We start from the raw sequence: 11,349 nt of genomic DNA, 5'->3' as shown, positions 1-11,349 counted from the left end.
GCCCGGATTGGGCAGTTTTATAGTCATTCAACAGATGGACGCGCCCCTGGCGCAGGAAAAGTAGCGTTTTGAAGAAATCCACCGCAGCACCAAAAACAGTCGTCGTTCCGCTCTGGCGGCAACAATTGCACTACCGACTCAAGGAAGGTGCATTGATCGCCATCGGTGCCTTGTGCCTGTTCCTGATGATGGCCTTGCTGACCTATGGCAAGGACGATCCGGGCTGGAGCCACAACAGCAAGATCGACGACGTACAGAATTTCGGCGGTCCTGCCGGCTCCTACAGCGCCGATATCCTGTTCATGGTGCTGGGTTACTTCGCCTACATCTTTCCGCTGCTGCTGGCGGTCAAGGCCTACCAGATCTTCCGCCAACGCCACCAGCCGTGGGAATGGAGCGGCTGGCTGTTCTCCTGGCGCCTGATCGGCCTGGTGTTCCTGGTGCTGTCAGGTGCGGCCCTGGCCCATATCCACTTCCACGCGGCCACCGGTCTGCCGGCGGGCGCGGGTGGCGCGCTGGGCGAGAGCCTTGGCGACCTGGCCCGCAATGCGCTGAATATCCAGGGCAGCACCTTGCTGTTCATCGCCTTGTTCCTGTTCGGCCTGACGGTGTTCACCGACCTGTCGTGGTTCAAGGTGATGGACGTCACCGGCAAGATCACCCTCGACCTGTTCGAACTGTTCCAGGGCGCCGCCAATCGCTGGTGGGCCGCTCGGGTGGAGCGCAAGCAACTGGTCGCGCAATTGCGTGAAGTCGATGACCGCGTGCACGACGTGGTGGCGCCTACCGTTACCGACAAGCGCGAGCAGGCCAAGGTCAAGGAACGGCTGATCGAGCGCGAGCAGGCCTTGAGCAAGCACATGTCGGACCGCGAGAAGCAGGTACCGCCGGTAATCGCCCCTGCGCCACCGAAGCCGGCTGCACCCAGCAAGCGAGTGGAAAAAGAGAAGCAGGCGCCGTTGTTCGTCGACAGCGCGGTGGAAGGTACTTTGCCGCCCATCTCGATCCTCGACCCGGCGGAAAAGAAACAGCTCAATTATTCGCCCGAGTCCCTGGCTGCGGTTGGCCACCTGCTGGAAATCAAGCTCAAGGAATTCGGCGTTGAAGTGTCGGTGGATTCCATTCACCCGGGACCGGTCATTACCCGTTACGAAATCCAGCCGGCGGCCGGCGTCAAGGTCAGCCGCATCTCCAACCTGGCGAAGGACCTTGCCCGCTCCCTGGCGGTCACCAGCGTCCGGGTCGTGGAAGTGATTCCGGGCAAGACCACTGTGGGTATCGAGATTCCGAACGAGGACCGCCAGATCGTGCGCTTCTCCGAAGTGCTCTCGACCCCGGAATACGACAACTTCAAGTCGCCGGTGACCCTGGCCCTGGGCCACGACATCGGTGGCAAGCCGGTCATCACCGACCTGGCGAAAATGCCGCACTTGCTGGTGGCCGGTACCACCGGTTCGGGTAAGTCCGTGGGCGTGAACGCGATGATCCTGTCGATCCTGTTCAAGTCCGGTCCGGAAGACGCCAAGCTGATCATGATCGACCCGAAGATGCTGGAATTGTCGATCTACGAAGGCATTCCGCACCTGCTGTGCCCGGTGGTGACCGATATGAAAGACGCCGCCAACGCCCTGCGCTGGAGCGTGGCGGAGATGGAGCGTCGGTACAAGCTGATGGCGAAGATGGGCGTGCGTAACCTGTCGGGCTTCAACGCCAAGGTCAAGGAAGCCCAGGACGCGGGCGAGCCGTTGACCGATCCGCTGTACAAGCGCGAAAGCATTCACGATGAAGCGCCGCTGTTGACCAAGCTGCCGACTATCGTCGTGGTGGTCGACGAATTTGCCGACATGATGATGATCGTCGGCAAGAAGGTTGAAGAGCTGATCGCCCGTATCGCCCAGAAAGCCCGTGCTGCGGGCATCCACCTGATCCTCGCGACCCAGCGGCCTTCGGTTGATGTCATCACCGGTCTGATCAAGGCCAACATTCCGACGCGCATGGCGTTCCAGGTGTCGAGCAAGATCGACTCGCGGACCATCATCGACCAGGGTGGCGCCGAGCAACTGTTGGGCCACGGTGACATGTTGTACATGCCGCCCGGCACCAGCCTGCCGATCCGGGTCCACGGTGCGTTCGTATCCGATGACGAGGTTCACCGTGTGGTCGAAGCCTGGAAACTGCGCGGTGCACCGGAATACAACGATGAGATCCTCGCCGGTGTCGAAGAGGCAGGTAGTGGTTTTGAAAGCGGCGGTGGTGGCGGTGATGACGATGCCGAAACCGATGCGCTGTACGACGAAGCAGTGCAATTCGTGCTCGAAAGCCGTCGCGCGTCCATTTCTGCGGTCCAGCGCAAGCTGAAGATCGGCTACAACCGCGCCGCGCGCATGATCGAAGCCATGGAAATGGCCGGGGTCGTGACGTCAATGAACACCAACGGTTCCCGCGAAGTCCTGGCACCTGGCCCGGTTCGCGACTGATCTGATTTTGCAAGGGCGGCGCCCCGCGCGCCGCCCGCACTCCCACGAATATCAAGAGGACTCCCATGCGTCTTATCCGCATGCTGTTGCTGCCGGTACTGGCTTTGACCACGCTTTCGGCCCACGCCGATGACAAGGACGTGGCGCGCCTGACCCAACTCCTGGAAAAATCCCAGACCCTGAGCGCACGCTTCTCCCAGCTGACCCTGGATGGCGGCGGCACCCAGTTGCAGGAAACCGCAGGGCAGATGTCGCTGCAACGCCCTGGCTTGTTCTACTGGCACACCGATGCGCCGCAGGAACAGCTGATGGTGTCCGACGGCAAGAAGGTCTCGCTGTGGGACCCGGACCTGGAGCAGGTCACCATCAAGAACCTCGACCAGCGCCTGACCCAGACCCCGGCGCTGCTGCTGTCCGGTGACGTGTCCAAGATCAGCCAGAGCTTCGACATCAGCGCCAAGGAAGCCGGTGGCGTGATCGACTTCACCTTGAAGCCGAAAACCAAGGACACCCTGTTCGACAGCCTGCGCCTGTCGTTCCGTAATGGCCTGGTCAATGACATGCAACTGATCGACAGCGTCGGCCAGCGCACCAATATCCTGTTCACCGGGGTGAAAGCCAACGAGCCGATCCCGGCGTCCAGGTTCAAGTTCGACATCCCCAAGGGCGCGGACGTCATCCAAGAGTAAGACGCAGTACCTGTGGGAGCGGGCTTGCCCGCGATGGCGTCGGGTCAGAAAACCATGATCTTGAATGTAATGTCGTCATCGCGGGCAAGCCCGCTCCCACAGGGACCGCAGCGTTCAAATAATTGAGTGATCGGCATCAGGACCCAGTGAGGTTTCATAAGCAGTGATGGACCTGTTCAGCAGCGCCCCGATAGCTCAACCCCTGGCCGCCCGCCTGCGTGCGGCCAATCTGGATGAGTACGTCGGCCAGGAACACCTGCTGGCCCGCGGCAAGCCCCTGCGCGAAGCCCTCGAGCAGGGTGCGCTGCATTCGATGATCTTCTGGGGCCCGCCGGGTGTGGGCAAGACCACCCTGGCGCGACTCCTGGCTGAAGTCTCGGACGCTCATTTCGAAACGGTCTCGGCGGTACTGGCCGGGGTGAAGGAAATCCGCCAGGCGGTGGAAATCGCCAAGCAGCAGGCCGGGCAGTACGGCAAACGCACCATTCTGTTCGTCGATGAAGTGCACCGCTTCAACAAGTCCCAGCAGGATGCGTTCCTGCCCTACGTTGAAGACGGCACCCTGATTTTCATCGGCGCGACCACCGAAAACCCCTCGTTCGAACTCAACAACGCCTTGCTCTCCCGGGCCCGCGTCTACGTGCTCAAAAGTCTCGACGAAGCGGCCCTGCGCAAGCTGGTGCAGCGCGCCCTGACCGAAGAGCGCGGCCTGGGCAAACGGCAGCTGACCCTCAGCGATGAAGGCTTCCAGATGCTGCTGACCGCCGCCGATGGCGATGGCCGGCGCCTGCTCAATCTGCTGGAAAACGCCTCGGACCTCGCCGAAGACCACAGCGAAATCGGCGTCGACCTGCTGCAGAGCCTGCTCGGCGATACCCGCCGGCGCTTCGACAAGGGTGGCGAGGCGTTTTACGACCAGATATCCGCGCTGCATAAGTCGGTGCGCGGCTCCAATCCCGATGGGGCGCTGTACTGGTTCGCGCGAATGATCGACGGCGGTTGCGACCCCCTTTACCTGGCCCGGCGCGTGGTGCGCATGGCCAGCGAAGATATTGGCAATGCCGACCCCCGCGCCCTGAGCCTGTGCCTGGCGGCGTGGGAAGTGCAGGAGCGCCTGGGCAGCCCGGAAGGCGAGCTGGCCGTGGCGCAGGCCATCACCTACCTGGCCTGCGCGCCGAAGAGCAATGCGGTGTACATGGGCTTCAAGGCCGCCATGCGCAGTGCTACCGAACATGGCTCCCTCGAAGTGCCGCTGCACTTGCGCAACGCACCCACCAAGCTGATGAAACAGCTGGGCTATGGCGACGAGTACCGTTATGCCCACGATGAGCCGGACGCTTACGCGGCCGGCGAAGATTATTTTCCTGAAGAACTCGAGCCGCAACCGTTCTATCAACCCGTGCCTCGGGGCCTGGAGTTGAAGATCGGCGAGAAGCTCAACCACCTTGCCCAACTTGATCGTCTGAGCCCCAGGCAGCGGAGAAAATAGTGATTCCACTGGTTATCGCCGTTTCGATCGGCGGCGTCGCCGGCACGCTGTTACGCTTCGCCACCGGCAATTGGGTCAACGCAAATTGGCCGCGGCACTTCTATACCGCTACGCTGGCCGTTAATATCGTGGGCTGTCTGCTGATCGGCGTGTTGTACGGCCTGTTTCTGATACGCCCGGAAGTGCCGATAGAGGTGCGCGCCGGGTTGATGGTTGGCTTCCTTGGGGGGCTGACGACTTTTTCTTCTTTTTCACTGGATACGGTGCGCCTGCTGGAAAGCGGGCAAGTCCTGCTAGCCTTGGGCTATGCGGCCATCAGCGTATTCGGCGGGCTGCTCGCCACCTGGGCCGGCCTGTCCCTGACCAAACTTTGATAACGAGAGACCGACATGCTCGATTCCAAACTGTTACGTAGCAACCTTCAGGACGTAGCGGACCGCCTGGCATCCCGTGGCTACACCCTGGATGTTGCGCGCATCGAAGCGCTGGAAGAACAGCGCAAGACCGTCCAGACCCGCACCGAAGCACTGCAGGCTGAACGTAATGCGCGTTCCAAGTCCATTGGTCAGGCCAAGCAACGCGGCGAAGACATCGCGCCGCTGATGGCGGACGTCGAGCGCATGGGCAACGAACTGGGCGCCGGCAAAGTCGAGCTGGACGCCATTCAGACCGAGCTGGACTCGATCCTGCTTGGTATTCCGAACCTGCCGCACGAGTCCGTGCCGGTCGGCAAGGATGAAGACGACAACGTCGAAGTGCGCCGCTGGGGTACGCCGACCGCTTTCGATTTCCCGGTTCAGGACCACGTGGCCCTGGGCGAAAAATTCGGCTGGCTGGATTTCGAAACCGCCGCCAAGCTGTCCGGTGCACGCTTTGCCCTGTTGCGCGGGCCGATCGCTCGTCTGCACCGTGCCCTGGCGCAATTCATGATCAACCTGCACACCAGCGAACATGGCTATGAAGAGGCGTACACGCCTTACCTGGTCCAGGCGCCGGCGCTGCAAGGCACCGGCCAGTTGCCGAAGTTCGAGGAAGACCTGTTCAAGATCGCTCGTGAAGGCGAAGCCGATCTGTACCTGATCCCGACGGCCGAAGTGTCGCTGACCAACATTGTGGCCGGCGAAATCGTCGACTCTAAACTGCTGCCCATCAAGTTCGTCGCCCACACGCCATGCTTCCGCAGTGAAGCTGGCGCGTCGGGTCGTGACACCCGTGGCATGATCCGCCAGCACCAGTTCGACAAGGTCGAGATGGTCCAGATCGTCGAGCCATCGACTTCGATGCAAGCCCTGGAAGGCCTGACCGCCAACGCCGAGAAAGTCCTGCAACTGCTGGAGCTGCCTTACCGCACCCTGGCGCTGTGCACGGGCGACATGGGCTTCAGCGCGGTCAAGACCTACGACCTTGAAGTGTGGATTCCGAGCCAGGACAAGTACCGCGAGATTTCGTCGTGCTCCAACTGTGGCGATTTCCAGGCCCGGCGCATGCAGGCGCGTTTCCGCAACCCGGAAACCGGCAAGCCTGAGCTGGTTCACACCCTCAACGGTTCTGGCCTCGCGGTCGGTCGTACCCTGGTCGCCGTGCTGGAAAACTACCAGCAGGCCGACGGTTCGATCCGCGTACCGCAGGTGCTGAAGCCGTACATGGGTGGCCTCGAGGTCATCGGCTAAATGGACTATCTGCCGCTGTTTCACAACCTTCGCGGCAGTCGTGTGTTGGTCGTCGGTGGGGGGGAGATTGCCTTGCGCAAATCCCGCCTGCTGGCCGAAGCCGGTGCCCTACTGCGAGTGGTTGCACCTGAAATCGAACCGCAGTTGCGTGAGCTGGTGGCTGGCAGCGGGGGCGAGTGCGTGCTACGCGGTTACGTCGAGTCGGATTTGCACGGTTGCGGGCTGATCATTGCCGCCACCGACGACGAACCGTTGAACGCACAAGTCTCCGCCGATGCCCATCGGCGCTGTGTGCCGGTCAACGTGGTGGATGCACCGTCGCTGTGCAGCGTGATCTTCCCGGCGATCGTCGACCGTTCGCCGTTGATCATCGCGGTCTCCAGCGGCGGTGATGCACCGGTGCTGGCGCGCTTGATCCGCGCCAAACTGGAAACCTGGATTCCCTCCACTTACGGTCAGTTGGCCGGTCTGGCGGCGCGTTTTCGCAGCCAGGTCAAAGGGCTGTTCCCGGACGTGCAGCAACGACGGGCGTTCTGGGAGGATGTGTTCCAGGGGCCCATCGCCGATCGGCAACTGGCCGGGCAGGGCAGCGAGGCCGAGCGCCTGCTGCAGGCTAAAATCGACGGTGAAGCCACGGTGGCGACCGGCGAGGTGTATCTGGTGGGCGCAGGCCCGGGTGATCCGGACCTGCTGACGTTTCGTGCACTGCGCCTGATGCAGCAAGCCGACGTGGTGCTGTATGACCGCCTGGTGGCGCCGGCGATTCTCGACTTGTGCCGTCGCGATGCCGAGCGGATTTATGTTGGCAAGCGCCGGGCCGATCATGCGGTGCCCCAGGATCAGATCAACCAGCAGTTGGTAGATCTGGCCAAACAGGGCAAGCGCGTGGTGCGGTTGAAGGGCGGTGATCCGTTCATCTTCGGCCGGGGCGGCGAGGAGATCGAGGAACTGGCAGCCCATGGCATTCCGTTCCAGGTGGTGCCCGGCATCACTGCTGCCAGTGGCTGCGCCGCTTACGCTGGCATCCCGCTGACGCACCGCGATTACGCGCAGTCCGTACGCTTTGTCACCGGTCACCTCAAGGATGGCTCCACCGACCTGCCCTGGGCCGACCTCGTCGCGCCGGCGCAGACGCTGGTGTTCTATATGGGGCTGGTGGGCTTGCCGATCATCTGCGAAGAACTGATCAGGCATGGCCGTGCGGCAGATACCCCGGCGGCGTTGATCCAGCAAGGCACCACGGTCAATCAACGGGTGTTCACCGGGACCCTGGCCGATCTTCCACGGCTGGTGGCGGAGCATGAAGTCCATGCCCCGACCCTGGTGATTGTTGGGGAAGTGGTGCAACTGCGCGAGAAACTGGCGTGGTTTGAAGGGGCTCAGGCGCAGGTCTGAATCTGCAATTGCGCAGTCTGGGTGAAAAAGATCGCAGCCTTCGGCAGCGCCTACAGGATTATGCGATCCCCTGTAGGCGCTGCCGAAGGCTGCGATCTTTTGATCTTAATGCTGCTGCCAGACCCCTTTCCCACTCAACCGCGCTCGATCATGCCCGCCAGTAAAATCCTGCTGCGGCCCCTTAGGCACAACCCCGGTCGGGTTGATGGTCTTGTGACTGCCGTAGTAGTGATTTTTGATGTGGGTGAAATCCACTGTCTCGGCAATCCCCGGCCACTGATACATTTCCCGCAACCAGTTCGACAGGTTCGGGTAATCGGCGATCCGCCGCAGGTTGCATTTGAAGTGCCCATGATAAACCGCATCAAACCGAATCAACGTGGTAAACAGCCGAACATCGGCTTCGGTCAGGTACTCACCCACCAGGTAGCGATTGGCACCCAATAGCGCTTCCAGCCGGTCCAGCTCCGCAAACACTTCGTCGAATGCCTGTTCGTAGGCCTGCTGCGACGTGGCAAAGCCCGCGCGATACACGCCATTGTTCACTGCCGGATAAATTCGCTCGTTCAGCCCATCGATCTCATTGCGCAGCGCCGCTGGGTAAAAGTCCAGGGCGTTGCCGGTCAGGTCATCGAACGCACTGTTGAACATACGAATAATTTCTGCCGATTCGTTGCTGACGATACGTCGCTGCTGCTTGTCCCAGAGCACCGGCACCGTGACGCGACCGGTGTAGTTGGCGGTATCGGCGGTGTAGCGCTGGTGCATGAAATCAAAGTGATCCAGCTTGTCACCGGTGGAGCCGAGATTCTCGTCGAAGGTCCAGCCGTTTTCCAGCATCAGCCAACTGACCACCGACACGTCGATGAGCCCTTCGAGGCCTTTGAGTTTGCGCAGGATCAACGTGCGATGGGCCCAGGGACAGGCAAGGGAAACGTACAGATGATAGCGCCCGGCCTCGGCGGCAAAGCCACCGACACCGCTGGGGCCGGGCTGGCCGTCGGCGGTCACCCAGTTGCGGCGCTGGGCCTGCTCGCGCTGGAATGCGCCGTCTTTGCTGCTTTCGTACCACTGGTCATGCCAGCGACCTTCAACTAACAACCCCATGTTCAAGACTCCTCAACCAATAAGCATTGGAGAGGAGTCTATTCCGATAGGTTCGAACAAAAAGCGCAAAGGTTGGGCGGTTATTATCGGTTAAATCGATCTGTCCCGGGCTTCCCAGTACTGCCGGGCCGTTTCGAACGCCTGCTCCCGGGGTTGGCCGAGGCCGCGCAAGGCCAGGGCCATGGTCGAGATCAGGGCCATTTGCGGGTAGCTGTCGACCACGTCGCCGCGCCACACAGCCTTCAAGTGTTCAGGGTCCAGTGCAGACGGTTTGACGTGCCGCTGGCTGGACATCTGTGGCCATTCCTCATCCCAGCTGACACCGCCGGTAGTGCCATAGAGGTGGCTGTCGGCGTCCGGGTTGATCTCGATTTCGCCACCATCGCCCTTGACCACGATCGCGGTGTCGCCGAGCAGGCCGCTGGCATCGCGGTGCACCGCCTGGTATCCGGGATGGAAAATACTTTGCAGGCCGCAGCGCGCGCCCAGCGGGTTGAGAATACGGGTCAGGGAATGGATCGGCGAACGCAGGCCCAGGGTGTTGCGCAAGTCGATCATGCGCTGAAGTTGCGGCGCCCAGTCCACCAGCGGCATGAACGCCAGGCCGCCATCCTCCAGCGCGGCACCGACCTGCTGCCAGGTGCGGCACAGCGGGATCTGCAATGGTTGCAGCAACTGCTCGCTGTACAGCCGGCCGGCCGTGTGCGCGCCGCCACCATGCATGAAAATTCGCACGCCGTTTTGCGCCAGGCACTTGGCCGCCAGCAGGTACCACGGCAGGTGGCGCTTTTTGCCGGCGTAGGTCGGCCAGTCCAGGTCAACATTCAACGCTGGCGCCTGCAAACGCTCACGCAAGGCTTCGGTAAAACCGGCCATTTCCTCGGCGCTTTCTTCCTTGTGGCGCAACAGCATCAGAAATGCGCCCAGCTGGGTGTCCTCGACCTGATCGTCGAGCACCATGCCCATGGCGACCCGAGCTTCGTCCCGGGTCAGGTCGCGGGCACCACGCTTGCCCTTGCCGAGAATTCGCACGAACTGAGCGAACGGGTGTTCGGCGGGGGTTTCGAGGGTCAGCGCTGGGTAGTCGGTCATAAGCAATTCGTCGGTTTGGGCAGGCCCGCCAGTTTCGCGGCGAGTTTGGCAGGGGTGCCTTTGAACAGTCGGTTGAGGTGCAGGCTGTTGCCTTTTTCCGGGCCGAGCTTCAATGCGGTGTACTTGATCAGCGGTCGCGTAGCCGGGGACAACTGGAACTCGGCATAAAAACTGCGCAACAGGTCGAGGATCTCCCAATGTTCGGGGCCCAGCTCGATGTCTTCGGCGGCGGCCAGGGCGCTGGCCACTTCGGCGGACCAGTCGCTGAGTTCAACCAGGAAACCGTCCTTGTCCAGTTCGATGGCGCGGGCGCCGACTGTCAGCGCATTCATAACCAGCTGTTGACCTTGTCGTAGTGGACAGACAGTTCAACGAAGGCCGGGTAGTCGATGCTGGCGGCCCAGTCCGGAACGTTCACCGCCCGCGCCTGGACGTCTTCGGCCAGCACGAACAGTTTCAGGGCGCGAGTGCTCAGCGCGTTGAAGGGGGCAGTGCCCGGTTGCAAGGCATGGACCGCATCGCCACAGAGCAGCAGCCCATCGTCAGCTCCGATGATGCGCAGGCAACTGGTCAGGCGGTCGTCGCCGAAGGGGGAATGAGACACTACGTGCAAGGTCGACATCAGAGGGTAATCACCTGATCGTAACGGTCAATAAGTGCGGTGACTTCGTGGGCGGCCAGCGCCTGGGCTTCTTCCAGCGCAAAACTGCTCAGGCCCCGGGCGGCGGCACTGTCGGCACAGACGAACAACGCTTCTACACCGAACATCGGCAGCGCTTGCAGATTGGCACTGAGGTCTTTCTGCTGCAGGGCCCTGGCGTCCTGTCCGGTGGCGAGCTGGAACACTCCGTCATCGAGAAACAGCAGGCCGATGGGCAGGTCGAAGGCGCCCCCGGCGAGCACGATGTCCAGCGCCTCCCGTGCGCTCGGCCCGGACCAGGGCGACTGGCGGCTGATGATCAACAAGGATTTGGTCATTTTACGCGCCTCCGAAACAGATCAGGCGGTCGGCGTCCTGGACCGCGTCGTGCAACTGGCCGAGGCCGGACAGCTCCCATGGTGCACCGACCGCGACCGAACGCTGGTAACGACTGGCTTCTTCCTCATTCAACACACCGCGACGCAGCGCGGCGGCGATGCACACCACGCCGTCGAGCTGATGGTCGGCGACGAGTTCGCGCCATTGCCGGGGCAGGTCCAGCTCATCCTGGGCAGTCACTACACTGGTCGATGCGTTATAGACGCCGTCCTGGTAGAAAAACAGCCGGACAATCTCATGCCCCCCGGCCAGCGCGGCCTGGGCAAACAACAGGGCACGGCGCGAGGAGGGCGCTTGGGCGGCGGAAAACAGCGCGATGGCGAACTTCATGACGGACTCGATCAGCGGAACTGCGAGCATGATAAAGCTTTATCGGCTGTGCGGCGAAGTA

Annotated in this window: 12 protein-coding genes; 6 read left to right on the top strand and 6 right to left on the bottom strand. The window is 62.0% G+C overall.

Going from position 1 to position 11,349, the window contains the following annotated elements:
* The first annotated feature begins 68 nt into the window (after positions 1–68).
* The 6 genes from EQV97_RS13515 (at position 69) to cysG (ending at position 7,720) form a co-directional block, all read left to right on the top strand.
* Positions 69–2,477, top strand: coding sequence for a DNA translocase FtsK (locus tag EQV97_RS13515; protein ID WP_122839239.1), 2,409 nt, complete (start codon positions 69–71; stop codon positions 2,475–2,477).
* 65 nt (positions 2,478–2,542) lie between these two features.
* A complete protein-coding gene (gene lolA, locus EQV97_RS13510; RefSeq protein WP_045062272.1) occupies positions 2,543–3,166 on the top strand; it encodes an outer membrane lipoprotein chaperone LolA in 624 nt (207 codons plus the stop codon).
* Between the two features lie 166 nt (positions 3,167–3,332).
* Positions 3,333–4,655 carry a replication-associated recombination protein A gene (locus EQV97_RS13505; RefSeq protein ID WP_240889074.1) on the top strand — a complete coding sequence of 441 codons (1,323 nt, stop codon included), beginning with the start codon at positions 3,333–3,335 and terminating at the stop codon, positions 4,653–4,655.
* Positions 4,655–5,029 carry a fluoride efflux transporter CrcB gene (gene crcB / locus EQV97_RS13500; RefSeq protein ID WP_045062268.1) on the top strand — a complete coding sequence of 125 codons (375 nt, stop codon included), beginning with the start codon at positions 4,655–4,657 and terminating at the stop codon, positions 5,027–5,029. The genes EQV97_RS13505 and crcB overlap by 1 nt, the downstream gene beginning before the upstream one ends.
* A 15-nt stretch (positions 5,030–5,044) precedes the next feature.
* The gene (gene serS, locus EQV97_RS13495) at positions 5,045–6,325 is read left to right on the top strand and encodes a serine--tRNA ligase (RefSeq protein ID WP_045062266.1); all 1,281 of its coding nucleotides are present in this window, start codon (positions 5,045–5,047) and stop codon (positions 6,323–6,325) included.
* A complete protein-coding gene (gene cysG / locus EQV97_RS13490) occupies positions 6,326–7,720 on the top strand; it encodes a siroheme synthase CysG (RefSeq protein WP_240889073.1) in 1,395 nt (464 codons plus the stop codon).
* A 105-nt stretch (positions 7,721–7,825) separates the two neighbouring features.
* Here the strand turns inward: cysG and EQV97_RS13485 are convergent, their stop codons facing one another.
* The 6 genes from EQV97_RS13485 to tusD form a co-directional block, all read right to left on the bottom strand.
* Positions 7,826–8,827 carry a glutathione S-transferase family protein gene (locus EQV97_RS13485; RefSeq protein ID WP_240889072.1) on the bottom strand — a complete coding sequence of 334 codons (1,002 nt, stop codon included), beginning with the start codon at positions 8,825–8,827 and terminating at the stop codon, positions 7,826–7,828.
* Positions 8,828–8,917: 90 nt separating this feature from the next.
* A complete protein-coding gene (locus EQV97_RS13480; protein ID WP_240889071.1) occupies positions 8,918–9,919 on the bottom strand; it encodes a glycosyl transferase family protein in 1,002 nt (333 codons plus the stop codon).
* On the bottom strand, positions 9,916–10,251 hold the full coding sequence (locus tag EQV97_RS13475) for a TusE/DsrC/DsvC family sulfur relay protein (RefSeq protein WP_122839233.1): 336 nt from the start codon (positions 10,249–10,251) through the stop codon (positions 9,916–9,918). Before EQV97_RS13475 ends, EQV97_RS13480 begins: the two co-directional genes overlap by 4 nt.
* The gene (gene tusB / locus EQV97_RS13470) at positions 10,248–10,541 is read right to left on the bottom strand and encodes a sulfurtransferase complex subunit TusB (RefSeq protein WP_122839232.1); all 294 of its coding nucleotides are present in this window, start codon (positions 10,539–10,541) and stop codon (positions 10,248–10,250) included. The genes EQV97_RS13475 and tusB overlap by 4 nt, the downstream gene beginning before the upstream one ends.
* Positions 10,541–10,897, bottom strand: coding sequence for a sulfurtransferase complex subunit TusC (tusC, locus tag EQV97_RS13465; protein ID WP_240889070.1), 357 nt, complete (start codon positions 10,895–10,897; stop codon positions 10,541–10,543). Before tusC ends, tusB begins: the two co-directional genes overlap by 1 nt.
* A 1-nt stretch (position 10,898) precedes the next feature.
* A complete protein-coding gene (gene tusD / locus EQV97_RS13460; RefSeq protein WP_240889069.1) occupies positions 10,899–11,288 on the bottom strand; it encodes a sulfurtransferase complex subunit TusD in 390 nt (129 codons plus the stop codon).
* Positions 11,289–11,349: the final 61 nt, after the last annotated feature.

This window comes from Pseudomonas sp. TMW22090 (assembly GCF_022496665.1).
Lineage (GTDB): Bacteria > Pseudomonadota > Gammaproteobacteria > Pseudomonadales > Pseudomonadaceae > Aquipseudomonas > Aquipseudomonas gregormendelii.
The sequence above is the reverse complement of the archived record's forward strand: the minus strand, read 5'-3'. Positions and strand labels throughout refer to the sequence as shown.

Excerpts from the sequence above, each read along its gene's own strand:
- lolA (WP_045062272.1), top strand. The coding sequence starts at position 2,543 with ATGCGTCTTATCCGCATGCTGTTGCTGCCGGTACTGGCTTTGACCACG.
- EQV97_RS13505 (WP_240889074.1), top strand. The coding sequence starts at position 3,333 with ATGGACCTGTTCAGCAGCGCCCCGATAGCTCAACCCCTGGCCGCCCGC.
- serS (WP_045062266.1), top strand. The coding sequence starts at position 5,045 with ATGCTCGATTCCAAACTGTTACGTAGCAACCTTCAGGACGTAGCGGAC.
- cysG (WP_240889073.1), top strand. The coding sequence starts at position 6,326 with ATGGACTATCTGCCGCTGTTTCACAACCTTCGCGGCAGTCGTGTGTTG.
- EQV97_RS13485 (WP_240889072.1), bottom strand. The coding sequence starts at position 8,827 with ATGGGGTTGTTAGTTGAAGGTCGCTGGCATGACCAGTGGTACGAAAGC.
- EQV97_RS13480 (WP_240889071.1), bottom strand. The coding sequence starts at position 9,919 with ATGACCGACTACCCAGCGCTGACCCTCGAAACCCCCGCCGAACACCCG.
- EQV97_RS13475 (WP_122839233.1), bottom strand. The coding sequence starts at position 10,251 with ATGAATGCGCTGACAGTCGGCGCCCGCGCCATCGAACTGGACAAGGAC.
- tusB (WP_122839232.1), bottom strand. The coding sequence starts at position 10,541 with ATGTCGACCTTGCACGTAGTGTCTCATTCCCCCTTCGGCGACGACCGC.
- tusC (WP_240889070.1), bottom strand. The coding sequence starts at position 10,897 with ATGACCAAATCCTTGTTGATCATCAGCCGCCAGTCGCCCTGGTCCGGG.
- tusD (WP_240889069.1), bottom strand. The coding sequence starts at position 11,288 with ATGAAGTTCGCCATCGCGCTGTTTTCCGCCGCCCAAGCGCCCTCCTCG.